The sequence below is a fragment of the Anaerococcus vaginalis ATCC 51170 genome (assembly GCF_000163295.1).
Classification (GTDB): Bacteria; Bacillota; Clostridia; order Tissierellales; family Peptoniphilaceae; genus Anaerococcus; species Anaerococcus vaginalis.
This window is the reverse complement of the sequence record NZ_GG700527.1, coordinates 1,047,889-1,072,733: the sequence shown is the minus strand read 5'-3', so window position 1 is coordinate 1,072,733 and position 24,845 is coordinate 1,047,889. Positions and strand designations below refer to the sequence as shown.

Genomic DNA, 24,845 nt, shown 5'->3' with positions numbered 1-24,845 from the left:
GTCGATATTCTGAAACAGCTTCGGCTGTTTTTTTTATTTAAAATTTTTATTTTGGGAATTCAAACCACTTTTTTTAAAAAATATAAAAAAAATTAAAAATTTCAAAAAAATTTTAAAAAAATAAATTTTTAATCCTTTACAATTTACAGATTTTGGTATAAAATATATGTGAAGTGGAAATAAGTGGTAGAAGGTGGGTCATGTTTTTAGGAGAATTCATTCACAAATTAGATTCTAAAAATAGAATAATGATGCCAAGTGAATTTAGAGATGATCTTGGTAATGAATTTTATGTAACCAAGGGCCCAGAACGCTCATTAGTTTTGTATACTATTGAGGAATTTGAAAAACGTGCTAAAAAGTACGAAGAATTATCCTACCAAAACAAAAACAACAGGGCGATAAAAAGATTGTTTTTTTCTTCCACTATCAAGGCTTATTTGGATAAACAAGGGCGAGTTTTATTAAATAAGCAATTACGCGACTATGCTAATTTAGGCAAAGAGGCTATTATAATCGGAAATAATTCAAACATAGAAATATGGGATTTGAATAATTGGAATGATTATATTGGTGATGTTGAAGTGAACTTATCAGAAATTATGGATCAGTAATATGGAATTTTCTCATAAATCAGTTTTGTTAAATGAAACTATTGAAAACTTAAATATAAAAGAAGATGGAATATATGCTGACCTAACTTTGGGTAAGGGAGGCCATTCTAAAGAAATTTTAAAAAAATTATCACCAAATGGTCTTTTGATTGGCTTAGATCAAGATAAGGATGCTATCAAAGCAGCTAGAGAAAATTTGAAAGATTTTTCTAATGTCTTATATTTTAATGAGAATTTTGAAAATATTGAAAATGTTCTTGATGAAGCTGGTTTTAATAGGATAGATGGCGCTTTGATGGATATTGGCGTAAGTTCTTACCAAATTGATAATGGTGACAGAGGTTTTTCTTATATGAAAGACGGTCCATTGGATATGAGGATGAACAAAGATAATGAGTTAACAGCAAAACAAATTGTCAATGATTACTCTTTGGATGAGCTTTGGAAAATTTTTTCTGAATATGGAGAGGAAAGATATTCCAAAACAATTGCTAAAGCAATAGTAGATTACAGAAAAATGCACGAAATTAATACAACTTTACAACTCCGAAATATTGTTATGAAATCTGTAAATACTAGTGAAGCTCATCCTGAAAAAAGAGTATTCCAAGCTTTAAGAATTGAAGTTAATAGAGAGCTTGAAGTTTTGGAAAATACTTTAGAAAAAATAGTTGATCGTCTAAATAAAAATGGAAGATTATGTGTAATAACTTTTCATTCTTTGGAAGACAGGATCGTTAAAAATAAATTTAAAGAGATGAGTAAAAAATGTATTTGTCCACCTGATTTTCCTGTTTGTGTTTGCAATCATGAAAAAAAGGTTAAATTAATTAGCAAAAAACCTATTTTGCCAAGCAAAGATGAATTGAAAAATAATAATAGGTCTCATAGTGCTAAGCTTAGAGTTTGTGAGAGGATTTGATATGTCAAGTGCTTTGAAAAAAAGAAAAATAAATAAAAATTTAAATAAAAAATTAAAGCTAAGTTTGCACGATCAAACTTCTTATGATATCAAGTTTAGATATAATAAACTTCAAAAAAAAGATAGGAAGTTTAAGAGAAATATATTAGCTTTATTATTTTTATCTTTTATTTTTATGGGTTTTATTTCTTTACATAATTATATTAAATTGAATAATAGAATAAAAGAGTATAATAAATTACAAAGTCAATATACATCTTATCAATTAACAAGGGATAGATTAAATAGTGATCTTGAAGATTCAGTTAGTTTGAAAGAAATTCAAAGATATGCGATGGAAAATCTTGGCATGATTTATGAAAATGAAGGTAATGTTGTATATCTTAATATTGATAGGTAGGAGAGATGAAAAATACGATTTTAATTATTTTAATAAGTTTAATATTAACTTTGATTTTGGGAAAAATTATAATTCCAATTTTAAGATCAAGTCATATTGGACAAAATATTAGACAAGAAGGACCAAAAAGTCATTATGGAAAAGCAGGTACGCCAACTATGGGTGGTATTATATTTTTAATATCAGCACTTGTTTTGACATTGATATTTGTTCCTTTTTCTATGAAAACTTTTATATTATTGTTAGCAACTTTTGGATTTGGAGCTATAGGTTTTATTGATGATTTTAGAAAATTAATTTTAAAAAGATCATTAGGATTAACAGCTAAGCAAAAAATAATTCTTCAAGTTGCTTTATCATTTTTAATTGCAATTTTATGTTTTATTTTCCAAAATGATACAATAACAAAATTGTGGATTCCTTTTACAGATATTAGATTAAATGTTTCAATTTTAGGAATTCCTATAATGATGTTTATTATGATTGGAACTTCAAATGCTGTAAATTTAACTGATGGACTAGATGGTTTATCTACTCAAGTTTCTATTCCAGTATTTTTAACATTTATAATTTTAAGTCAAAATATAGAAGACGAATTGTTTGCAAGTATTATGCTTGGTTCTGTTTTAGGATTTTTATTTTATAACTCAAATCCAGCAAGTGTATTTATGGGAGATACAGGTTCTATGGCAATCGGTGGAGCTGTAGTTGGACTTGCCATAAATATGGGAATGACTTTATTTTTGATTATTCTTGGGGGAGTTTATGTGGCTGAGGCTTTAAGTGTAATAATTCAAGTTGCCTCATACAAATTTAGAAATAAAAAGAGAATATTTTTGATGACTCCAATCCACCATCATTATGAATTGAAAGGATACAAAGAACCAAAAATAGTTACTGGTTTTACAATAGTATCAGTAATTTTATCTTTGATTACTTTATTGATAGTATTATGAAAAAAGTTTTAGTTTACGGTTTAGGAATTACAGGCATATCTACAGTAAAAACTTTGGACAAATTAGGTTATGAAGTTTTTACTTTCGATAAAAATAAAAATACTGATGAAAGATTAGAGGGCTATAATTATAGCCCTATTTCTGATATTAAAATTGAAGAAAAATATGATTTTGTAGTAAAATCTCCTGGAATTAGACCGGATGATGATATTATAAAAAATTTAGAAAAAAATAATGAGATAATTACTGATATTGAATTATCATATAGACTTTTTAAAGATAAAAAAAATATAGCAATTACAGGAACAAATGGCAAAACAACAACCACATCTCTTATTAGCCATATTTTAAATCAAAGTGGTAAAAAAGCTATTGGGGTAGGAAATATTGGCGAAGGCATCTTGTGGCAAATGTATAAGAATGATGAGATTTTTGTTGAAGAAATTTCTTCATTTCAACTTCACAATACCAAATTTTTTAAGCCACATATAGCAGGGATTTTAAATATTACGCCAGATCACATAGATTGGCACGGATCTTTTGAAAATTATATAGAAGATAAGTTAAAAATTGCTATAAATCAAAATGAAAGTGATTATCTTATCATTAATCATGATGATGAAATTTTAATGAAAAACAAAAATAAATTCAAAGCGAAAATATACGAATTTTCTATAAAAGAAGAAGTTCAAAGAGGAATATATTTGAAAGATGACTCTCTTTATTTAAAAGATGAAAAAGAAATTTATTTATTAAAAAGAGATGATTTAAAAATTGTAGGAGATCACAATCTTTTAAATGTATCTTGTGCTATACTTTGCTTGTATTTATTTGGACTTGATCTTGATGAAATTATAAAATATACAAAAACTTTTAAGGCTATTGATCATAGACTTGAATTTGTAAAAAAAATTAGAAATGTATCTTTTTACAATGATTCCAAGGCTACTAATGTAGATTCTGCAATAAAAGCAATAAATAGTTTTGATAAAAATGTTATTTTGATTGCAGGTGGCTATGATAAAAAAATTGATTATACACCTTTATTTAAAAATACAAAGAAAAAAATAAAAACTATGATTTTAATGGGTCAAACAAAAGAAATTTTACAAAATCTTTGCGAGAAGTATAAAATTAATTATTATTTAGTAAATGACATGAAAGAAGCTGTGAATAAATCTTTTGAAATAATGAAAGATTTTGATACGGTTTTGCTCTCTCCTGCAAGTGCTAGTTGGGGAATGTATGACAATTACATGCAAAGAGGAGATGACTTCAAAAATAGAGTTTTAGAAAAGGAAGATTAGATGAGAGTAATAGTATCTGGCGGTGGAACTGGCGGACATATTTATCCAGCCATAGCCATGTGCCAAAAATTAGAAGAAGAAATAGATGATTTGGAAATTCTTTATGTGGGATTAAATGATGGTCCAGAAAAAAGAATTGTAAATAAATATGGTTACAAATTTAGAGCTATTGAGGCAATGGGTCTACCAAGAAAAATTTCCAAAAGACTTTTTAAATCTCTTTTGACAAATTTAAGAGGTTTCAAAGAAGCAAAAAAAATAATCAAAGAATTTAAACCAGATCTTGTCATAGGAACAGGTGGTTATGTTTGTGCTCCAATTCTCTATCAAGCAAGCAAGAAAAATATAAAAACTTTGATACATGAATCAAATTCTTTTCCAGGAGTTACTACAAGATTTTTGTCAAACAAAGTTGACCTTGTTTGTATATCATTTGAAGAAGCAAAAAAACATTTGAAAAATAAAAAAAATGTTTATGTAACAGGAAATCCAGTAAGAACTAATTTTAATACATCATATAGTCAAGAAGATTTGAACAAGTTAGGAATAAAAAAAGATAGACCAGTAGTTTTTTCTTTTGGAGGTTCTAATGGTTCAAAATATTTAAATGATGCTGTTAAACAAATGAGTGAATTTATGGATGGAAAATTTTATTTGCTCCATCAAACTGGATTAAAAAATTATGATGAATTTATTAAAAACACAAAAGAAAATGAATATATAAAGGCATTTTCTTATATAGATAATATAGATTTATTTTATGCAGTAAGTGATTTAGTAATAGCATCATCTGGGGCTATGAGTTTAAGCGAAATATCAAATCTAAAAAAAGCATCAATTTTAATACCAAAAGCCTACACAACAGAAAACCATCAAGAATATAACGCAAGGTCATATTTGAAAAAAGGTGCTTGCTCAATGATTTTGGAAAAAGAATTAAATGGCAAAATCCTCTATGAAAATATACTTGATATTGTAGAAGATAAAGAAAAAATAAAAGAAATGGGCGAGAAGGCAAGCTTATTACAAAATCCTAATGCGAGTGATGAAATTTTTGATTTGATAAAAAAAGTTATGGGTATGTGAAATGAGCAAAAAAAATAGACAAAAAAATAAAGGAAGAAAAAAATTAAAAAGAAAACAAAAATTATTTACTCCTTTTTTTGTGATTTTTTTAATAATAGTAATCGCAGCAATATTAATTGTTAATTTATTTAGGCATGACTATTATAAAATCTCTCAAGTATATATAAAGGGAAATAAAATTTTATCAAATGATCAAATTTTATCAAAATTAAATAATCCAATGGGAACAAATATAATTTTATACGATGAGAAAGAAAGTATAGAAAATCTAAAAAAAGAAAAAATAATAAAAAGTGCCAAAATAGAAAAAGAACTTCCAGATAAAATTATTGTAAGAGTAAAAGAAGAATATCCTTATATGATTGCAAGATACAAAAAGGATAGCTATGTTATTGCAAATACAGGAAAAGTTTTAGATAAAACAGTAAATGAAGAAAATAATAATAATTTACTAAAAATCAAAGGAATAAAAAACAAACCAGAGATTGGAAAAAATTTTACAGATAATAAAAATCTAATAAAATTTATCGATTCTATTCAAAAGCTAAAATATGCTAAAGACATAAAAGAAATAGACTTGGAAAACTATAATGAAATTGGTATAATAATAAATGATATTCAGATTAATTTCGGAGATTTAAAAAATTATAATTATAAACTTAAACTACTTGATTCAGTTTTAAAGGATATAGAAAATAAAAAAATAAAAGCTTATTCAATTAGCCTAGATAAGGGTAAGAATCCAGTAGTTGAAGTTGAAGAAAAAAGTCTTGACGAAAAAGATGAAAATAATTAAAAATATTAATCTTAATGAAACGGGGGATGAAGATGGCAAATATTAACATGGAAGTAGAAAATAACGCCTTAGCCAAAATAAAAGTAATAGGAGTTGGTGGTGGCGGAAATAATGCTATAAGTAGAATGAGAGAGGGTGGCCTTTCTGGAGTAGAATTTATTGCATTAAATACAGACCTTCAAACTTTAAATGAAGCGAATGCTGACATCAAATTACAAATAGGAGCAAAGCTTACAAGAGGACTTGGAGCTGGAGCTAATCCTGAAATTGGTGAAAAAGCTGCTGAAGAAAGTGAATCTGAAATTGATGAATCACTAAAGGGAGCAGACATGGTATTTATCACTGCTGGAATGGGCGGTGGAACTGGTACTGGAGCAGCCCCTGTTGTAGCAAGAAAAGCAAAAGAACAAGGAATACTTACAGTAGGTGTTGTAACTCGTCCTTTCACATTTGAAGGAAGAAAAAGACAAACATCTGCAGAAGGTGGAATCGAAGCTTTAAAAGAATGTGTAGATACATTAATTACAATACCAAATGATAGACTTTTACAAATTGTAGAAAAAAGAACATCAATGGTAGACGCATTTAAAATGGCTGACCAAGTACTTATGGATGCTGTAAGTGGTATTTCAGAACTTATAGCTGTACCAAATGTAATCAACCTTGATTTTGCCGATGTTAAATCAATTATGTCAGATCAAGGAATAGCTCACATGGGAATTGGTAGAGCAAGCGGAGAAAACAGAGCGGTAGATGCAGCAAAAGCAGCTGTAAATTCTCCATTACTTGAAACATCAATTGAAGGAGCTAACGCAGTATTATTAAATGTAACTGCAGCAGAAGTTGGTTTAATGGAAGCAAACGAAGCAGCAGAATTAATTAGAGAACACATTGATTCGGATGCAAATATAATTTTTGGTGTAGGAAGCGATGAATCATTGGGCGATGACATTAAAATTACTGTAATTGCCACAGGATTTGATCAAGACAATCAAACAAGAAGAGAAGTTTTAGAAAACAGAAGATCTTCACAAGGTGTTAGCCAAAGACAAACACCAAAAAAACAAAGTTCTTCAAATCCATTTGACGATATAGATCTTCCAGATTTCTTAAAATAAAATGAAGTGTCCATATTGTGACTCAAATGATACAAAAGTTATAGACTCTAGAGCAACAGAAGATAATCATGCTATTAGAAGAAGAAGACTATGCCAAACTTGTAATAAAAGATTTTCAACTTATGAAAGATACGAAGACCAAACTTTAATGGTTGTAAAAAAAGATAATACTAGAGAATCTTTTGATAGGTCAAAACTTATAAGTGGAATTGTAAAATCTTGCGAAAAAAGACCTGTAAGCATGGAAGACATTGAAAAAATAGCAGATGATATAGAAGTTTCTATAAATCATATTGGTAAAAAGGAAGTATCATCCACTACCATAGGAAAATTTGTCATGGAGCATCTAAAACAATTAGATCCTGTAGCTTATGTGAGATTTGCATCAGTATATAGGGAATTTAAAGATGTTGAGAGTTTCTATAGAGAGATTAAAAATTTAAAAGAAAAAAATTAGAAAATTTAAGGGGCTATTGCAAGATGAAAATGACAAAAAACAAATTCATTTTGCAACAGTCCTTTTTTTGAAAGATTGGATAAAATGGACTTATTTGAATTAAATAAATTAAGAGAACTAGAAAAGTCTGCGCCATTAGCTGACAGGATGAGACCTGAAAAAATTGAAGATTTTTTAGGACAAGATCATCTTCTAGGAGAAGGAAAAATTTTAAGAAGAATGATAAAATCTGATAGAATATATTCTTCTATTTTTTATGGACCACCAGGAGTTGGCAAAACTACTCTTGCAAAAATTATTTCAAATTCAACTAATATGGCTTTTGAAAAAGTTTCTGCGGTAGCTAGTGGAATTAACGACTTAAAGAAAAAAATTCAAATTGCAAAAGATAATTTGAAATTTGAAAATAAAAAAACTATTTTGTTTATTGACGAAATTCATAGATTTAATAAAAGTCAACAAGATTATTTACTGCCTTTTGTTGAAGATTCTACAATTATTTTGATAGGAGCTACAACAGAAAATCCATATTTTGAAGTAAATAAAGCTTTAATTTCTAGAATGTATGTATTTGAATTAAAAGCACATACAGATGATGATTTAAAAAAATTAATAGATATGGCTTTAAGTCGAGATAGGCTTTTACAAAATAAAAATATAAAAATTGATGATGATGCCAGAAATACTTTGGTTAAATATTCTAACGGGGATTGTAGAGCCTTGTTGAATGCATTAGAAATTGCAATATTTTCACAAGAAGATAAAGAAGGTATAATAGTAGTTGATCGAAAAAGTATTATAAATTCTATCCAAAAGAAAATTTCTATTTATGATAGGGATGGAGATAGACATTATGATACTATTTCTGCTTTTATAAAATCTATGCGTGGCTCAGATCCTGATGCAGCGGTTTATTATTTGGCAAAAATGTTAAATAGCGGGGAAGATATAAAATTCATATCAAGAAGAATGATTATATTTGCATCAGAAGATATTTCACTTGCAGATCCATACGCTTTAAGCCTTGCTACAAATACTTTTACAGCAATTAATACTGTAGGTATGCCAGAGGCAAGAATTATTTTGGCAGAGACTTGTATATATTTATCTTTAGCAAAGAAAAATAATTCTACATACCTTGCTGTAAATAAGGCTATGGATTTTGTAAAAAATGAAAAAGATTTGGAAGTACCAAATAAATTAAAAGATACCCATTATAAAGGAAGTAAAAATTTAGTTAAAGATACTTATTTATACCCTCATGATTATGATGGATATGTAAAACAAGATTATCTTCCAGATGGCTTTGTAGATGAAAAATTTTATAATCCAAAAAATATAGGTTACGAAAAAATACTTAATGAAAGTTTAGAAAAAATTAAGAGAGGAAATAAGGATGAAATTAAGAGAGATTAAAAAAGATGTTGAAAAATACATCGACCAAGAAATTATAGTTGAAGGATGGATTAGACAGGCGCGATTTACAAAAAATGTCGGCTTTATAGAATTAAATGATGGAACAATTTTTAAAAACCTTCAAATTGTTGTTGGAAAAGAATTAGAAAATTTTGAAGATTTACAAAAAGAACATCTTTCAGCTTCATTAAAAATCAAAGGAATTCTTGTAAAAACAAATAATGCCAAACAAGCCTACGAACTTCAAGCAAAATCTGTAGAAGTTTTAGGTCACAGTGATGAGAAATTTCCTATTCAAAAACAAAAACAATCTCTTGAATATATGAGAACTATTCCTCATTTAAGAGCTAGAACTAATACTTATAGGGCGGTTTTTAGATTAAGATCAAAACTTGCTTATGCTCTTCATAAATTTTTCCAAGAAAGAGGATTTATTTATTTAAATGCTCCATTAATTACTGCATCTGATACAGAAGGTGCTGGAGAAATGTTCCAAGTTACCACTCAAAATTTAGATAAATTAGATTTAAATAAGGATGGAAAAGTTGATTATTCTAAAGATTTCTTTGGAAAAAAATCTTATTTAACAGTTTCAGGACAACTTGAGGCAGAAGATTATGCTCTTGCCTTATCTAATATTTATACTTTTGGTCCAACTTTTAGGGCTGAAGAATCAAACACACCAAGACACGCTGCGGAATTTTGGATGATTGAACCAGAAATTGCTTTTGCAGATTATAATGTGTGCATGGATGTGGCTGAAGATATGATGAAATATATGATAAGTTTTGTTTTAGAAAATTGTAAGGATGAAATTGAATTTTTCAACGAAAGAGTTGATGATACTTTGATTGAAAGACTTACAAAAGTTAAAGATGCAAAATTTGCAAGAATTACTTATACTGAGGCTATAGAAAAATTACAAGAAGCTGATGTTGATTTTGAATATCCTGTAAAATGGGGAATGGATCTTCAAACTGAGCATGAAAGATATTTATCAGAAAAAATAGTTGATGGTCCAGTTTTTGTTACAGATTATCCAAAAGATATAAAGGCATTTTATATGAGAAGAAATGAAGATGGAAAAACTGTTGCAGCTTTTGATATGTTAGTTCCTGCTGTAGGAGAATTAATTGGTGGAAGTCAAAGGGAAGAAAGATATGATGAGCTTGTAAAATCTATGGAAGATAATGGACTAAAACTTGAAGATTATCAAAATTATTTAGATTTAAGAAAATATGGAACAGTAGTTCACTCAGGTTATGGTCTTGGATTTGAAAGAGCAGTAATGTATCTTACAGGAATGAAAAATATTCGTGACGTAATCCCTTACCCAAGAACAGTAAAATCTTTTGCAACAAAAAACTAAGGAGAAAAAATGAGAGAATATAATCCAAATGCCATCGAAAAAAAATGGCAAAAAAAATGGGATGAAAATGAAACTTTTAAATCAGTAATTGATAAAAATAAGAAAAAATTCTATCCACTCGTAGAATTTCCTTATCCTTCAGGTCAAGGTCTTCATGTTGGCCACCCAAGACCATACACAGCTTTAGATATTGTTGCAAGAAAAAGAAGACTTCAAGGAGAAAATGTAATTTATCCTATGGGCTGGGATGCTTTTGGACTTCCTACAGAAAATTATGCTATAAAAAATCACATTCATCCTTCAATTGTAACAAAAAATAATATCGAAAATTTCAAAGCGCAAATGAAATCTATTGGATTTTCATTTGATTGGTCCAAAGAAGTAAATACAACAGATCCAAATTATTACAAATGGACTCAATGGATTTTCATTCAATTATATAAACATGGTCTAGCTTACAAAAAAGAAATGCCAGTAAACTGGTGTCCTTCTTGTAAGGTTGGTCTTGCTAATGAAGAAGTTGTAGATGGAAAATGTGAAAGATGTGGGTCTGAAGTTACTCACAAGGTTAAAAATCAATGGATGCTAAAAATCACAGAATATGCCGATAGACTTATTGATGATTTGGATGAAGTTGATTATGAAGAAAAAATAAAAACTCAACAAAAAAATTGGATTGGAAGAAGCCACGGGGCAGAAATTAATTTTTCTTTAAAAGATAAAGATTACAAATTAAATGTCTACACAACAAGACCTGATACAATTTTTGGGGCAACTTATATGGTAATAGCTCCTGAACATCCAATGCTTGAAGAATTTAAAGATGAAATTAAAAATTTGGATGATGTAAAAGAATATCAAGATTTTGCAAAGAAAAAATCAGATTTTGAAAGAAGTGAGCTTACAAAAGAAAAAACTGGCGTAATGCTTGATGGAATTTCTGCAATAAATCCTATAAATGGAAAAGAAATTCCAATTTGGATTTCTGATTATGTATTAATTTCTTATGGAACAGGAGCTATAATGGCAGTACCTGCTCACGATGATAGGGATTTTGAATTTGCACAAAAATTTGATATGCCTATTGTTCCAGTAATTGATACAGGCGATGAAAATTTACCAACAACTTCAATTGATAAGGGGATTTTAATAAATTCCGATTTTCTAAATGGTCTATCTGTAGAAGAAGCTAAAAATAAAATGATAGAATTTGTTGAAGAAAAAAATCTAGGATCTGCTAAGGTAAATTATAAATTGAGAGATTGGGTATTTTCTAGACAAAGATATTGGGGAGAACCAATCCCTATGATTTATTGTGAGGAACATGGATGGGTTCCAGAAAAGGAAGAAAATCTTCCAATAAAATTACCAGATGTTGAATCTTACGAAGTAACAGATGATGGCGAAAGCCCACTTTCAAAAATTGATGAATTTGTAAATACGACTTGTCCAATTTGTGGAAAGCCAGCAAAAAGAGAAACTGACACCATGCCGCAATGGGCTGGATCTTCTTGGTATTATTTAAGATATACAGATCCAAATAATAATGAAGATCTTTCAAGCAAAGAAAGTTTAGATTATTACACACCAGTTGATTGGTACAATGGTGGAATGGAACACACAACTCTTCACTTATTATATTCAAGATTTTGGCACAAATTTTTATATGATATAGGAAAAGTTCCAACAAAAGAACCATATCAAAAAAGAACTTCTCACGGAATGATTTTGGGAGAAGACCATCAAAAAATGTCAAAATCAAGAGGCAATGTTGTAAATCCTGATGATATTGTAAGAGATTATGGAGCAGATACTCTAAGATGCTATGAAATGTTCATTGGAGATTTTAGATCAACAGCTCCATGGTCAGATGAAGGGGTTAAGGGTTGTAGAAAATATTTGGAAAGAGTATTTAATCTTTACGATTTAGTAGAAGATGGAGATTCTTACACAAAAGAAATTGAAATTTTAATTAACCAAACTATTAAAAAAGTTTCTGAGGATTATGAATCATTAAAATATAATACAGCAATAGCTTCACTTATGACCTTATTGAATGAAATGAGAAATATTGGAAAAATTACAAAAAAAGATTTCAAAACTTATTTGATTTTATTAAATCCAGTTGCTCCTCACTTAACTGAAGAATTGTGGGAAGAAATTGGTTTTGAAGGCGAATTAAATGAAACAAGCTGGCCAACTTATGATGAAAGTAAACTTGAATATGATTCAATCGAACTTCCTGTTCAAGTAAATGGAAAAGTTAGGGCTACAATAAAAATTGCAAAAGATGCAGACCAAGAAGAAGCTGTAACAATTGCAGAAAATGATCAAAATATTCAAAAAAATATAGATGGTAAGGAAATATTTAAGGTAATATATGTACCAGGAAAAATATTAAACTTGCTTGTAAAATAAAAAAAAGGCTCTTGCAAAAAAATTAATGCAAGAGCTTTTATTTATACCTAGATTTTTGAATAAGTGAAATTATTTTTCTGATTTTTTCAGAAGAATTTAAGTCATCAAAAGATATTTTTTTAATATTATTAATTATTTCTATATTATTATTTGTAAAATTTTTGTAGTCAGATCCTGTTATAAAATCAATAAAGAGATTTTTTTCGATTTTTTCTATAGAAAGAATAAAAATTCCTTCTAAATCTTTTGTATTATTTAAATAAACTCCAAAATTATTTTCTCGTTCAAAACCATTTATCCAAACAAAATCTTTATCCTTATTTATTTTTAATCCCAAATCAATTATTTTATTAAAAATTTTCAAAAAATCATCGGCAATAAAATCATCATAGAAATTGGAAATTTTTATTTGCCCATAAGAATTTTTGATTTTTAAAGAAACTTCCTTGTTATTATAAAATTTAGCAAACAGAGATTTAAAAATATAAAAAGCTGTATTATACGATAAATTTTTTTCTCTGGTATTTTTGTCTAAAGAAAGAATTACAGATGATTTTTGGGGTTTATTTTTTATTGTATGAACTAAATTTCCATTTATAAACTCAACATCCAAAAGCTCATTTTCCGAAATTTTTGGATTTTCATCTAATAAATAGGAAGAATTAGGCATAAAAATACTCCTGTCCAAAATTATTTTTGTTGTATCATCTTCGTATTTTCTTTTTACAATTTTGGCGCTTATTTGATTTATTTGTGGATGACTAATATATAACAAATCCTTCATAAAATTACCTCTAAATTATTATATCATATGTTATAATCATATTGGGAGAATCTTATGAGAAAAAATTTGTTTTTTTTACTTATTTCTTTAATATCTGGTATAGGAATTTTCACTTATTTTGAGGCTTATGATTTTTTGTTTGTGATTATAGGCTTATTTGTATGTGGAATTTTTCTTTTTGTAAAAAAATCTTCTCTTTCTTTTTTGTTTTTTGGATTTTCTCTTGGAATTTTTTTGGCGTCTTTTAATTTTCATTTTTATAAGCTTGAAAAATATGATAATTTAGATTTAAATTTAACTGTTGTTGAAAAAATTAAAAACGATAATTTCTATACTTATTATGTAAAAGCAAAAAATATGGATAAAAAAATAGATGAAAAATCGACTTTTATATCTGATAAAAATTTTGAAATAGGTGATAGGTTAAGGGCAAATTGCAATATTTCCATGCCTACTACAAACACCAATCCATATTTATTTTCTTATAGGAAGTATTTATTATCTAAAAAAATAAAAAGCAAGCTTGATATAAAATCTTTTGAAAAATTGGGAGAATCTTCTTCTATTTTTTTAAAAACCAAGAAAAATTTTAACCAATATATTAATAAGGTGTTTGAAAAAAATTTGTCTAAGGATTCTTTTTCTTTTGTAAAAGCTGTTATTCTTTCGGATAGATTTGAATATAGGCAAGGTCTTTCGAAATTAGGCTTAGCTCATATTTTTGCGGTTTCTGGTCTTCACATTGATTTATTGATGGCTTTGTTAATATTTTTATTGATAAAAGCAAATATTTCTTACAAGTACGCTTATCCGATTTCTTTGGGAATTTCTTTATTTTATGCCTATTTAATTTCATTTCCATTTTCGGTTTTGAGAGTTTTATTTATATACGTTTTATCTTATTTAGCATTTTTACTAAAAAAAGGCAAGGATACAGGAAAAAATCTCATTGTAGCCATGTTATTAATTTTATTTGCAAATCCTTTTGCAATTTTAAATTCTGGATTTATTCTTTCGTTTTTGGCAGGATTTGCAATTTATGAGATTTATCCAAAACTTGTAAGGGGGAAAAATTTCTCTTATTTAAAAAAATACATAATTTTTATTCTTTGCTTGCAAATAACTTTGGCTTTTCATGTGATTTACTATTATGGATATTTTAATTTGCTTAATTTTTTTGCGAATTTTTTGGTTGTTCCAATTTTTTCTATAAGTATGTACATAATTTTTGGGATAATTATTTTATATCCCATATTTGGCGGATTCTTAGCTGGTTTTTTCTTTATTTTGGATTTTTTGATAAAATCTATCATGGATATAGCATATTTTTTGAGTAATTTTACAATTTTTGGCTTGGATTTTCCGAAAGAGTCAATCTTAATTAGTTTTTATTATTTAATACTCTTGTTTATACTTGTGAAATTTAAAAATAAAAAACTTAGGGCAAAAAAATTTTTGGCGATTTCTATGATTATAGTGATTTTTTCTATTGTAAAAGATAAAAATAAGCCGATTTCCTATCAAATGCTTGATATAGGGCAGGGAGATTTTTTTATTTTGGAAGATAAGGGCGATTTTTATTTGTTTGATTGTGGGGAAGTTTCGTACAAAAATTATTCATCAACTGAAAAAATAGCTATAGCTTTTTTAAAGGCAAAAGGAGTAAAAAAAATCAAGGCGGTTTTTATATCTCATGAGGATAAGGATCATTCTGGTGCTTTGGAAAAATTGAAAAATGAATTTGAAATTGGTCCTGTAATTTCTAATATTTATAATAAAAATCTAGGGGAAAAATATAATTTTATGGAAATGAAAGAGGGTAATATTTACAAAGGAAAAAATTTTAGCGTTGAATGTTTAGAAAATTTTTCTGGTGATGAAAATTCTAATTCTATGCCTCTTTTAATTAGGATAAATAATTTTAAAATTTTGACTATGGGAGATTTGCCGATGGAGTATGAACAAAAAGTTGCAAGAGATATTGATATTTTAAAAGTTTCCCATCATGGCTCAAGATTTTCAACTTCAAAGGAATTTGTAAATAAAACAAGTCCACAAGTCGCTTTAATTTCAGCTGGAAGAAAAAATACTTATGGACACCCATCAAAAGAAGTCTTAGATAATTTAAAAAATGTTAAAATATACAATACTCAAAAAGATGGGTTTTGTAAGATAGAATTTTACAAGAATTCATTTAAGGTAAAAAAATATGTGAAAGGAGGATTTTTTAGATGAATTATAAGGAATTTATGACTGAACTTTTTTCAAAAAAAAGCAAGGGAATTTATCTAATCGATTCAAAAGAAGAATATCTAAAAGAAACAATTATAGATCAAGCTAAGGATTTAATTTCTTTTCCTGACTTTAATTATATAGAAATTAAGGGCAAAAAAAGCCTTGAGGACATAAAAACTGCCATGGATACATATCCAATAATGGAAGATAAAAAAGTTGTGATTTGGAGAAATATCGACTTATCTAAAAATAATATAAAAGATTATGAGGAAATTTGTAATTTGATTATTGAAGATATAGAAAATTTAGCTGATTTTTTGACATTAATAATAATATCTGATGAAAGTGTATTTAAAGGAAAATTTTACAAGGCAATCAAGAAAAATGGAAATGTTGTAGAAATTGATAGGCTAAATAATAATGAACTTGTTTCTTTTATTGGAAAAAGATTTGTAAAAAATAATAAAAAAATCAAAAAATCTTATATAAATGAAATAATTGATAGGTTTTCATATTTAAATAAAAATTCACAAATCGACCTTTATGAAATTATAAATACAGTTGATAAAATTATTGCAAATTCCGATAAAAGCGAGGTTTTATTGGAAGATGTTCACGACCAATTAGACCAAGTTTTAGATTTAAATATTTTTAATCTCACAGATGCTCTGTCAAAAAGGGATACAAAAACTGCTATGAATACATATTTATTTATGGCAAAGGATATTGATGAAATATTTAAAATTTTCTATATGCTAGTAAGACACATTAGAAATTTAATTGGAATAAAAATTTTATCAAAAGATTCTTACAATGATTCCTTTATGCAAAAATCTTTGGGCATATCAAATTTTGAACTTAGAAAAGATAAAAGTTTTATTGGGAATTTTACTTTGGATGAATTATTTGATTTGCAAGATTTTTTATACACTTGCGACTTAAAACAAAAAAGTGAAGATTTTGATATGAATTTAAATATGTTAATTTTTATAGAAAAATTCTCAAAATAAAAAAATCGACTCATTCTAATCTTGGCGACTTTTCTAAGTCGCAAGTTTGAATGAACCGACTAAAAATTAAGCGTTTAATGAATTTAATTTTTTAGCTAATCTTGAAGTTGTTCTACTAGCTTGATTTTTGTGAATTATGTTTTTAGCTGCTGCTTGTTTTACTTTTTTATCAACAGTTTTGAAAAGTTCATTAGCTTTTTCGCTATCATTATTTGCAATAGCTTCTTCAAATTTTTTAACATAAGTTTTTATTTCAGATTTTGCTGATTTATTTCTAGCAGTTTGTTTTCTTGTTACATCAATTCTTTTTATTGCTGATTTAATGTTTGCCATTTTTTCACCCCCAATTTATATCGACTGATTTATTTTACCATAAAACTATATTTATTACAAATCTTTATAAATTTTAAATATTAAAATATTTGGAACTTTTGAGATATTCGTTTATAATTATAAAATGAGAGAGGTGTTATATGACAGAAAAATCTAATGATTTAGAATTTCTTGATTGGATAAAAACAATACTTTTGGCATTGGCAATTGCTTTTGTTATAAAGATTTTTATAATGGATGCAACAAAAGTTGAAGGAAATTCTATGCTAAATACATTACATAGTGGCGATATGCTATTTGTTGACAAAGTTTCAAAACATTTTAAGGGATATAATAGGGCAGATATTGTAATAATTAATGCTCCAGACCAAGAAGATACTTTGTATATAAAAAGAATAGTTGGTATGCCAGGAGATAATATAGAAGTAAAAGATGGAAATGTGTATGTAAACGGAGAAATCTACGAAGAAAATTATATAAATAACGAAGAAACCCTAACAACAAATGAAAATTCATCTTGGGAAGTTGGCGAAGGAGAATATTTTGTTATGGGAGATAATAGACTTCCAAATGCAAGCAATGACTCAAGAAATTTTGGTCCGATTTCCGAAGAAAAAATTGTAGGGCACGCATTTTTAAGATTTTTCCCGATTTATGATATAGGATTTGTAGATAAGGAAAACAGATAATGAAGAAAAAAGAGAATATTAGAAATTTCTCTATTATTGCTCATATTGACCATGGAAAATCGACTCTTGCAGATAGACTTATAGAAAAAACTGAGTCTGTTGCAAAAAGAGATATAAATGATCAAATGCTAGATAGCATGGAGCTTGAGCAAGAAAGAGGAATTACCATAAAATTAAAATCAGTAAAGTTAAAATACAAGGCTAATGATGGAAAAATTTACGATTTAAATTTGATTGATACTCCAGGCCATGTTGACTTTACTTATGAAGTTTCAAGATCACTCAAAGCTTGCGAAGGGGCAATTTTGGTTGTTGATGCTTCCCAAGGAGTTGAAGCTCAAACTTTGGCAAACACTTACCTTGCACTTGAACAAGATTTAGAAATTTTGCCAGTTTTAAATAAAATTGACCTTGAAAGTGCAAGAGTTGAAGAAACAAAAGAAGAAATAGAAAATCAAATTGGTCTTGATACAGAAAATATTCCCTTGATTTCTGCAAAAACTGGTTTAAATATTGAAGATGTACTTGAAGACATTATAGAAAATGTTCCAGCCCCAGAAGATCATGACGACAAACCATTAAAGGCTTTGATTTTTGATTCATATTATGATTCATACAGGGGAGTAATTTGCTATGTTAGAATTTTTGAAGGCAGTGTAAAAGCAGGCGATGAAATTTTGATGATGGCAAGTGGAAAATCCTACGAAGTAACTGGTGTAGGATATACTATGAAAAATAGAATTGAAACCAAAGAATTAAAAAGCGGAGATGTAGGATTTATTGAAGCAAGCATAAAAGATATTAGAAATGCTAGAGTTGGAGATACAATTACCTTAAAAAATAATCCAACACAAAAAGCACTTTCTGGTTACAAAGAAGTTTTGCCAATGGTTTATTCTGGAATTTATCCAGCTGAAGGAGAATCATTTAACAAATTAAAAGATTCTTTGGAAAAGCTTCAAGTAAATGATGCGTCTTTAGTTTTTGAACAAGAAAATTCACAAGCCCTAGGCGTTGGATTAAGATGTGGATTTTTAGGTCTTTTGCACATGGATATTATTACAGCAAGACTTGAAAGAGAATATGATTTAGATATAATCGCAACAGCACCATCAGTAATTTATAAGGTAAAAACAAAAGGACACGAAGAAAAAAAATTAGAAAATCCTAATGATTTTCCTCCACCATCAGAAATTGAATATGTTAAAGAGCCAATTACAATTTCTGAAATTATGACTCCAAAAGAATATATAGGACCTGTAATGGAACTTGCACAAGCAAGAAGAGGAGATCTTATAGATATGTCATATATTGACGAAAATAGGGTTTCAATAAAATATAAAATTCCTTTGAACGAAGTTATTTATAACTTTTTTGATTCTTTAAAATCAAGATCAAAAGGATATGCATCACTGGATTATGAAGTTGTAGATTATGAAGAAAGTAATCTAATAAAACTTGATATAAAAATCAATGAAGATAAAGTTGATGCTCTATCTACAATTGTTCACAAAGATTTTGCCTATGCTAGGGGAAGATCAATTGTCGAAAAATTGAAAGATCAAATTCCAAGACAACAATTTGCAATTCCAATTCAAGCAACAATTGATTCAAAAGTTATAGCAAGAGAAACCGTAAAAGCTTTGAGAAAAGATGTAATTGCAAAATGCTACGGTGGAGATATATCAAGAAAGAAAAAACTTTTAGAAAAACAAAAAGAAGGAAAGAAGAGAATGAGACAATTAGGAAGCGTACAAATTCCACAAGATGCCTTCCTTGCTGTTTTGAAATATGATGATGAATAAAAGTTAGGATAAATCTTAACATCAGATAGTAACAAAGCCTCAAGCACGAATATCGAACTTCAAAAATTGAAGATTTCTAAATTTTAAAATTCTAAAATCGCAAACTCGCTAAAGCGATGATAGATAAATAGCTTAAAATTGTGCCAGTGGCACGATTTTAATATTTATCCCTCGGAATAAAACAAAGAATTAAATTTAATTGAATTTAATATATTTGATAATTAATCATAGCTTTAATTTATAGAGTGCGATTTTTGACGAATTTTAAAATTTGAAATCAAATCAATTTTTTCCGTATGATATTCTTAGCGTGAGGCTTTGAATACTTTTATCAATCTGAAGTGAGGATAAGTCCTAACTTTTAATTTGCAAAAATTTAAGGAGAAAATATGGAAAAAATTGGAATCTATATTCACATTCCTTTTTGTAAGAAAAAATGCTTTTACTGCGATTTTACAGCCTTTCAAAATTTAGAATCTTGGATTGCTTCATATTTTGAAAATTTAAAAAAAGAAATAATCTTGTACCAAAAAAATATGAACGTAGAAGTCGATTCTATTTATATTGGTGGAGGTACGCCAACTTACGTAGATTATCATTATATAGATGAGCTTGTAGAAATTTTGAAAAATTTTGATTTAAGTAATGTAAAAGAATTTACAATTGAGGCAAATCCAAATTCTTTGACTTTGGAGAAATTAAAAGCCTACAAGAACTTGGGAATAAATAGAATTTCTCTTGGTGTCCAATCTTTTGATGATAAAGTTTTAAAAAAAATTGGTAGAGACCATAATAAGGAAATTGTCTTAAAAGATATAGAAAATATAAGAAAAGCAGGTTTTGATAATCTTTCTTTAGATATGATTTTAAATCTGCCTGGTGGAAATTTTGATTCTATAAAGAATGATTTGGAGATAATAAAAAAAATAAATCCAGAACATTTATCTTATTATTCTTTAATTCTTGAAAAAGGTTCACATTTTTATAGTCTTTATAAAAAAGATAAACTTAAACTTATGGATGATGATTTGGAAAGAGATATTTTTTCTTATATAGAAAAATATTTAAAAAATTTAGGATTAGATAGATATGAAATTTCTAATTTTTCAAAAAAGGGATTTGAATCTTACCACAATAAAAAATATTGGTCAGAAGGTGGATACCTTGCCTTTGGTCTTGGAGCTTCTGGATTTTTGTCAAATGTAAGATATAATAACGTAAAAAATTTTGTAAAATATGAAAAATTAATTAATGAAGGAAAATTTCCAATAGAATTTAGGGAATTTATTTCAAAAGATGAAAGGGAAAAAGAATATATAATTTTTAAATTAAGAGAAACTTCTGGAATTAATTTAAAAGAATTTGAAAATATATTTGGGCAATCCTTATTAGAAAAGTATAGTGAGCCTGTTGAAAAATTTTTGAAACTTGGATTTTTTAAAATTGATGATAGGATTAGATTTACTCACAAGGGTTTTGATTTATCAAATGAATTTTTTATTGAAATAATATAACTTGCAAAAAGAAATTTACCTAGTATATTATAATTAGCAGTCAGATAATTGGAGTGCTAAATGAGGTGAAAATAATGAACGAGAGAAAGAAGATGATACTCTTTTCCATTATAAACTCATACGTTAATCTTGGAGAGCCTATTGGTTCAAATTCATTACTTAATGAATATTCTCTAGATATTTCGTCTGCAACAATTAGAAATGAGATGAGCACTCTTGAAAAAATGGGGCTTTTAGAAAAAGCTCACACATCGGGAGGAAGATACCCATCTGATAAAGGTTACAGACTTTATGTAAATAATTTATTAGAAAATTCATTAAATGAAAAAGAAGATGAAAATTTAGAAAAAATTCTTGATAAAAGATATGGCAATGTTTCAAAAATTGTGGAGACTGCAACACTACTTCTTTCAAAAATGACAAATCTTACAGCTGTTTCTTACACTATAAGAAATAATATTACTAAAGTCATAAATTTAGAACTTTTAAAAATTAATCCTAACATGCTTTTGTTTATAGCTGTTTATGATAACGGAAGTTTAATAAGCGATAGAATTTATATTAATGAAGAAATTGATGATGAAAAATTAATAGAAATTTCTAGGACTTTAAAACAAAACATTGAAGGTGAAAATTTAAAAGACCTTGCAAAAATTTTTGAAAAAATCAAAAATTCTGGCTTTAAGAAATATGAAAACTTGTTAGATATTTTGGAGAAAAAAATCAATAATGATTCTTTAAGTGATTTGACAAAAGAAGTTATTATAAAGGGACTAGGCAATATTTTTAATTTCAAAGAATTTGAAGATCCAATTAAGGCTAGAGAGTTTATTAAGATATTTGATAGTAAGGAAAGGATTTGGGAATTGATTGAAAATTCCAACAATGAATTACAAATTACTATTGGTGATGAAAATGAGATAAATGAATTGAAAGATAATACAATCATAACTTCACATTTTAATTATGACAAAGACATTGTAGGCCAAATTGGAATTATAGGACTTACAAGAATTGATTATAAGGAAGTTATTTCTGACATCAAACTAATATCAGATTTACTTAGCAAATAATAAGGTAGGTGTTTAAGGTGGACAATGAAAAAAAGCATGATGAAAATGTTGAACAAGAAGAAAATATAGATGAACAACTAGAAGAAATTGATGCTGAAATAGTTGATGAAGATGGTAATGTAGAAAAAGATTCATCAGAAGATGAGAATGAATTCAAAGAAAAATACCAAAGACTATTGGCGGATTTTACAAATTTCAAAAAAAGAGAAGAAAAAGCAAGAGCAGATTTTAAAAAGTTTGCTTCATCAAATTTAATCGAAGAGCTTTTACCAGTTTTAGATAATTTTGATAGAGCGCTTAAAGATCAAGATAGCGAAGATTCTTTTGTAAAAGGAATAATGATGACAAGAGATTCTTTGTGGAAAGTTTTGGAAAAAGAAGGACTTGAAGAAATCGAATCTGATGGAGTAGAATTTGATCCAAACTTCCATCACGCTTTTCAAACAGAAGAAAACGAAGATTTCAAATCAAATTATATTATAGAAACCTATCAAAAAGGATACAAACTAAATGATAGAGTTATAAGACCAAGCATGGTTAAAGTTGCAAAATAGGAGGAATTAATATGGCAAAAATTATAGGAATTGATTTAGGAACAACAAACTCAGCAGTTGCCGTTATGGAAGGTGGGGATTCAACAATAATCCCAAATACTGAAGGAAACAGAACAACACCATCAGTTGTAGCATTTACAAAAGATGGAGAAAGACTTGTAGGAGAAACTGCAAAAAGACAAGCAATAACAAATCCAGATAGAACAATCTCATCAATCAAAAGAGAAATGGGATCAGATTTTAAAACAAATGAAATTGATGGAAATTCTTACACACCAGAAGAAGTTTCAGCAATGATTTTACAAAAATTAAAATCAGATGCAGAAAGTTATTTAAATGATACAGTAACAGATGCAGTAATAACAGTTCCTGCTTACTTTACAGATGCTCAAAGACAAGCTACAAAAGATGCTGGAAAAATTGCAGGCTTAAATGTAAAAAGAATTATAAACGAACCAACAGCAGCAGCCCTTGCTTATGGAATGGACAAAGAAACTGACCAAGCAAAAATTATGGTTTACGACCTTGGTGGTGGTACATTCGACGTATCAATTCTAGAAGTTGGCGATGGAGTATTTGAAGTTTTATCTACAAGAGGAAACAATAAATTAGGTGGAGATGACTTCGATAATAGATTAGTTGAATATTTAGCAGCTGAATTTAAAAAAGAAACTGGCGTTGATTTAACAAAAGATCTTACAGCTATGCAAAGATTAAAAGATGCAGCTGAAAAAGCTAAAAAAGAATTATCATCAACAAAAACAACAAATGTAAACTTACCATTTATTACAGCAGTAGATGGACAACCAGTTCACTTAGACTTAACAGTTACAAGAGCAAAATTTGATGAATTAACTCACGATCTTGTTGAAGCAACAAGAAAACCAGTTGAAGATGCATTAAAAGATGCTTCATTATCATCAAGCGATATAGAAAAAGTTTTACTTGTAGGTGGATCATCAAGAATTCCTGCAGTTCAAGATTTAGTTAAAAATATAATTGGAAAAGAACCACAAAGAGATATAAATCCAGACGAATGTGTTGCACTTGGTGCTGCAATTCAAGGTGGAGTTTTAACAGGAGAAGTTAAAGATTTATTACTTCTTGATGTTACACCACTTTCACTAGGAATTGAAACTCTTGGTGGAGTTGCTACAAAATTAATCGAAAGAAATACAACGATTCCAACTAAAAAATCTCAAATCTTTACAACAGCTGCAGACGGACAAACTGATGTAGATATTCACGTTGTACAAGGTGAAAGAGAAATGGCAGCAGATAATACCACACTTGGAAGATTCCAACTTACAGGAATTCCTGCAGCAAGACGTGGAGTTCCACAAATAGAAGTTACATTTGATATCGATGCAAATGGTATTGTAAATGTATCTGCAAAAGACCAAGGAAGTGGAAAAGAACAAAAAATCACTATCACATCATCAACAAACTTAACTGATGAAGAAATAGATAAAAAAGTAAAAGAAGCTGAAAAATTTGCTGAAGATGATAAAAAGAAAAAAGAAAGTATTGAAGTTAAAAACAATGCTGAATCATTAGTTTACCAAGCAAGAAAAACTCTTGAAGATGCAAAAGTTGAAGGAAGCGAAAAAGATAAGATTGAAGAAAAAATCAAAGATCTTGAAGCTAGCATTAAAGCTGACAATACTGAAGACATCAAAGCAAAAACAGAAGCGCTACAACAAGAAATCTACTCAATGAGTGAAGCAATGTATAAAAACGCTCAAGCAAGTCAAGAAGGTCAAAACGCTGGAAAAGCTGACGATGATGTAGTAGATGCTGATTATGAAGTTGTAGATGACGATGAAGAATAAAAATAAATAAAATTTGAAGAATAGGAAGCCTTGCTTCTTATTCTTTATTTTTATTTTAAATTTTAAAATATAATTTAATTTTTTTATCAAAGTGGTATAATAGTTGAGCTTAGATAAAAAAATAAAATTATAAATTAAGATACTACAAATAAATTAG

Annotated in this window: 22 protein-coding genes; 20 read left to right on the top strand and 2 right to left on the bottom strand. The window is 27.9% G+C overall.

The window, feature by feature from the left end; genetic code table 11:
- The first annotated feature begins 200 nt into the window (after positions 1-200).
- The 12 genes from mraZ (at position 201) to leuS (ending at position 12,859) form a co-directional block, all read left to right on the top strand.
- The gene (mraZ, locus tag HMPREF0078_RS05110) at positions 201-614 is read left to right on the top strand and encodes a division/cell wall cluster transcriptional repressor MraZ (RefSeq protein ID WP_019117465.1); all 414 of its coding nucleotides are present in this window, start codon (positions 201-203) and stop codon (positions 612-614) included.
- A 1-nt stretch (position 615) separates the two neighbouring features.
- Positions 616-1,536 carry a 16S rRNA (cytosine(1402)-N(4))-methyltransferase RsmH gene (gene rsmH, locus HMPREF0078_RS05105; protein WP_004839064.1) on the top strand — a complete coding sequence of 307 codons (921 nt, stop codon included), beginning with the start codon at positions 616-618 and terminating at the stop codon, positions 1,534-1,536.
- Position 1,537: 1 nt separating this feature from the next.
- A complete protein-coding gene (locus tag HMPREF0078_RS05100) occupies positions 1,538-1,936 on the top strand; it encodes a septum formation initiator (RefSeq protein ID WP_039920534.1) in 399 nt (132 codons plus the stop codon).
- 5 nt (positions 1,937-1,941) lie between these two features.
- Positions 1,942-2,892, top strand: coding sequence for a phospho-N-acetylmuramoyl-pentapeptide-transferase (gene mraY, locus HMPREF0078_RS05095; RefSeq protein WP_004839062.1), 951 nt, complete (start codon positions 1,942-1,944; stop codon positions 2,890-2,892).
- A complete protein-coding gene (gene murD, locus HMPREF0078_RS05090; protein WP_004839061.1) occupies positions 2,889-4,199 on the top strand; it encodes a UDP-N-acetylmuramoyl-L-alanine--D-glutamate ligase in 1,311 nt (436 codons plus the stop codon). The genes mraY and murD overlap by 4 nt, the downstream gene beginning before the upstream one ends.
- Positions 4,200-5,285 carry an undecaprenyldiphospho-muramoylpentapeptide beta-N-acetylglucosaminyltransferase gene (gene murG, locus HMPREF0078_RS05085; protein WP_004839060.1) on the top strand — a complete coding sequence of 362 codons (1,086 nt, stop codon included), beginning with the start codon at positions 4,200-4,202 and terminating at the stop codon, positions 5,283-5,285.
- A 1-nt stretch (position 5,286) separates the two neighbouring features.
- Positions 5,287-6,081: a cell division protein FtsQ/DivIB gene (locus tag HMPREF0078_RS05080; protein ID WP_004839059.1), complete on the top strand. Its 795-nt coding sequence runs from the start codon at positions 5,287-5,289 to the stop codon at positions 6,079-6,081.
- A gap of 32 nt (positions 6,082-6,113) precedes the next feature.
- A complete protein-coding gene (gene ftsZ / locus HMPREF0078_RS05075; RefSeq protein ID WP_019117471.1) occupies positions 6,114-7,199 on the top strand; it encodes a cell division protein FtsZ in 1,086 nt (361 codons plus the stop codon).
- Position 7,200: 1 nt separating this feature from the next.
- Positions 7,201-7,656, top strand: a complete 456-nt coding sequence (gene nrdR / locus HMPREF0078_RS05070) for a transcriptional regulator NrdR (protein ID WP_004839057.1) — start codon at positions 7,201-7,203, stop codon at positions 7,654-7,656.
- An 84-nt stretch (positions 7,657-7,740) separates the two neighbouring features.
- Positions 7,741-9,072: a replication-associated recombination protein A gene (locus tag HMPREF0078_RS05065; RefSeq protein WP_004839056.1), complete on the top strand. Its 1,332-nt coding sequence runs from the start codon at positions 7,741-7,743 to the stop codon at positions 9,070-9,072.
- Entirely contained in the window at positions 9,053-10,441 is a 1,389-nt protein-coding gene (asnS, locus tag HMPREF0078_RS05060) for an asparagine--tRNA ligase (RefSeq protein WP_004839055.1), read from the top strand. Before HMPREF0078_RS05065 ends, asnS begins: the two co-directional genes overlap by 20 nt.
- 9 nt (positions 10,442-10,450) lie before the next feature.
- Complete coding sequence (gene leuS / locus HMPREF0078_RS05055) at positions 10,451-12,859, top strand: leucine--tRNA ligase (protein WP_004839054.1); 2,409 nt, start codon at positions 10,451-10,453, stop codon at positions 12,857-12,859.
- Between the two features lie 37 nt (positions 12,860-12,896).
- On the opposite strand, the gene HMPREF0078_RS05050 is transcribed toward leuS, so the two are convergent.
- A complete protein-coding gene (locus tag HMPREF0078_RS05050) occupies positions 12,897-13,643 on the bottom strand; it encodes a hypothetical protein (protein WP_004839053.1) in 747 nt (248 codons plus the stop codon).
- Positions 13,644-13,697: 54 nt separating this feature from the next.
- Here HMPREF0078_RS05050 and HMPREF0078_RS05045 point away from each other — a divergent pair, with 54 nt between their 5' ends.
- Together HMPREF0078_RS05045 and holA are read left to right on the top strand one after the other, a co-directional pair.
- The gene (locus HMPREF0078_RS05045; RefSeq protein WP_004839052.1) at positions 13,698-15,878 is read left to right on the top strand and encodes a DNA internalization-related competence protein ComEC/Rec2; all 2,181 of its coding nucleotides are present in this window, start codon (positions 13,698-13,700) and stop codon (positions 15,876-15,878) included.
- Entirely contained in the window at positions 15,875-16,888 is a 1,014-nt protein-coding gene (holA, locus tag HMPREF0078_RS05040; RefSeq protein WP_004839051.1) for a DNA polymerase III subunit delta, read from the top strand. Before HMPREF0078_RS05045 ends, holA begins: the two co-directional genes overlap by 4 nt.
- 66 nt (positions 16,889-16,954) lie before the next feature.
- On the opposite strand, the gene rpsT is transcribed toward holA, so the two are convergent.
- Positions 16,955-17,221 carry a 30S ribosomal protein S20 gene (gene rpsT, locus HMPREF0078_RS05035; RefSeq protein ID WP_004839050.1) on the bottom strand — a complete coding sequence of 89 codons (267 nt, stop codon included), beginning with the start codon at positions 17,219-17,221 and terminating at the stop codon, positions 16,955-16,957.
- A gap of 140 nt (positions 17,222-17,361) precedes the next feature.
- On the opposite strand from rpsT, the gene lepB reads away from it, so the two are divergent.
- From lepB to dnaK, 6 genes are all read left to right on the top strand, one after another.
- A complete protein-coding gene (gene lepB, locus HMPREF0078_RS05030; protein ID WP_004839049.1) occupies positions 17,362-17,910 on the top strand; it encodes a signal peptidase I in 549 nt (182 codons plus the stop codon).
- Positions 17,910-19,715, top strand: coding sequence for a translation elongation factor 4 (gene lepA / locus HMPREF0078_RS05025; protein WP_004839048.1), 1,806 nt, complete (start codon positions 17,910-17,912; stop codon positions 19,713-19,715). Before lepB ends, lepA begins: the two co-directional genes overlap by 1 nt.
- 389 nt (positions 19,716-20,104) lie before the next feature.
- The gene (gene hemW, locus HMPREF0078_RS05020) at positions 20,105-21,229 is read left to right on the top strand and encodes a radical SAM family heme chaperone HemW (RefSeq protein WP_004839047.1); all 1,125 of its coding nucleotides are present in this window, start codon (positions 20,105-20,107) and stop codon (positions 21,227-21,229) included.
- Between the two features lie 74 nt (positions 21,230-21,303).
- Positions 21,304-22,302: a heat-inducible transcriptional repressor HrcA gene (hrcA, locus tag HMPREF0078_RS05015; RefSeq protein WP_039920532.1), complete on the top strand. Its 999-nt coding sequence runs from the start codon at positions 21,304-21,306 to the stop codon at positions 22,300-22,302.
- Between the two features lie 17 nt (positions 22,303-22,319).
- Positions 22,320-22,856 (top strand): nucleotide exchange factor GrpE, encoded by a 537-nt coding sequence (gene grpE, locus HMPREF0078_RS05010; RefSeq protein WP_039920530.1) that lies wholly within the window; start codon positions 22,320-22,322, stop codon positions 22,854-22,856.
- Between the two features lie 11 nt (positions 22,857-22,867).
- On the top strand, positions 22,868-24,688 hold the full coding sequence (gene dnaK / locus HMPREF0078_RS05005; RefSeq protein ID WP_004839044.1) for a molecular chaperone DnaK: 1,821 nt from the start codon (positions 22,868-22,870) through the stop codon (positions 24,686-24,688).
- The last annotated feature ends 157 nt before the right edge of the window (positions 24,689-24,845 follow it).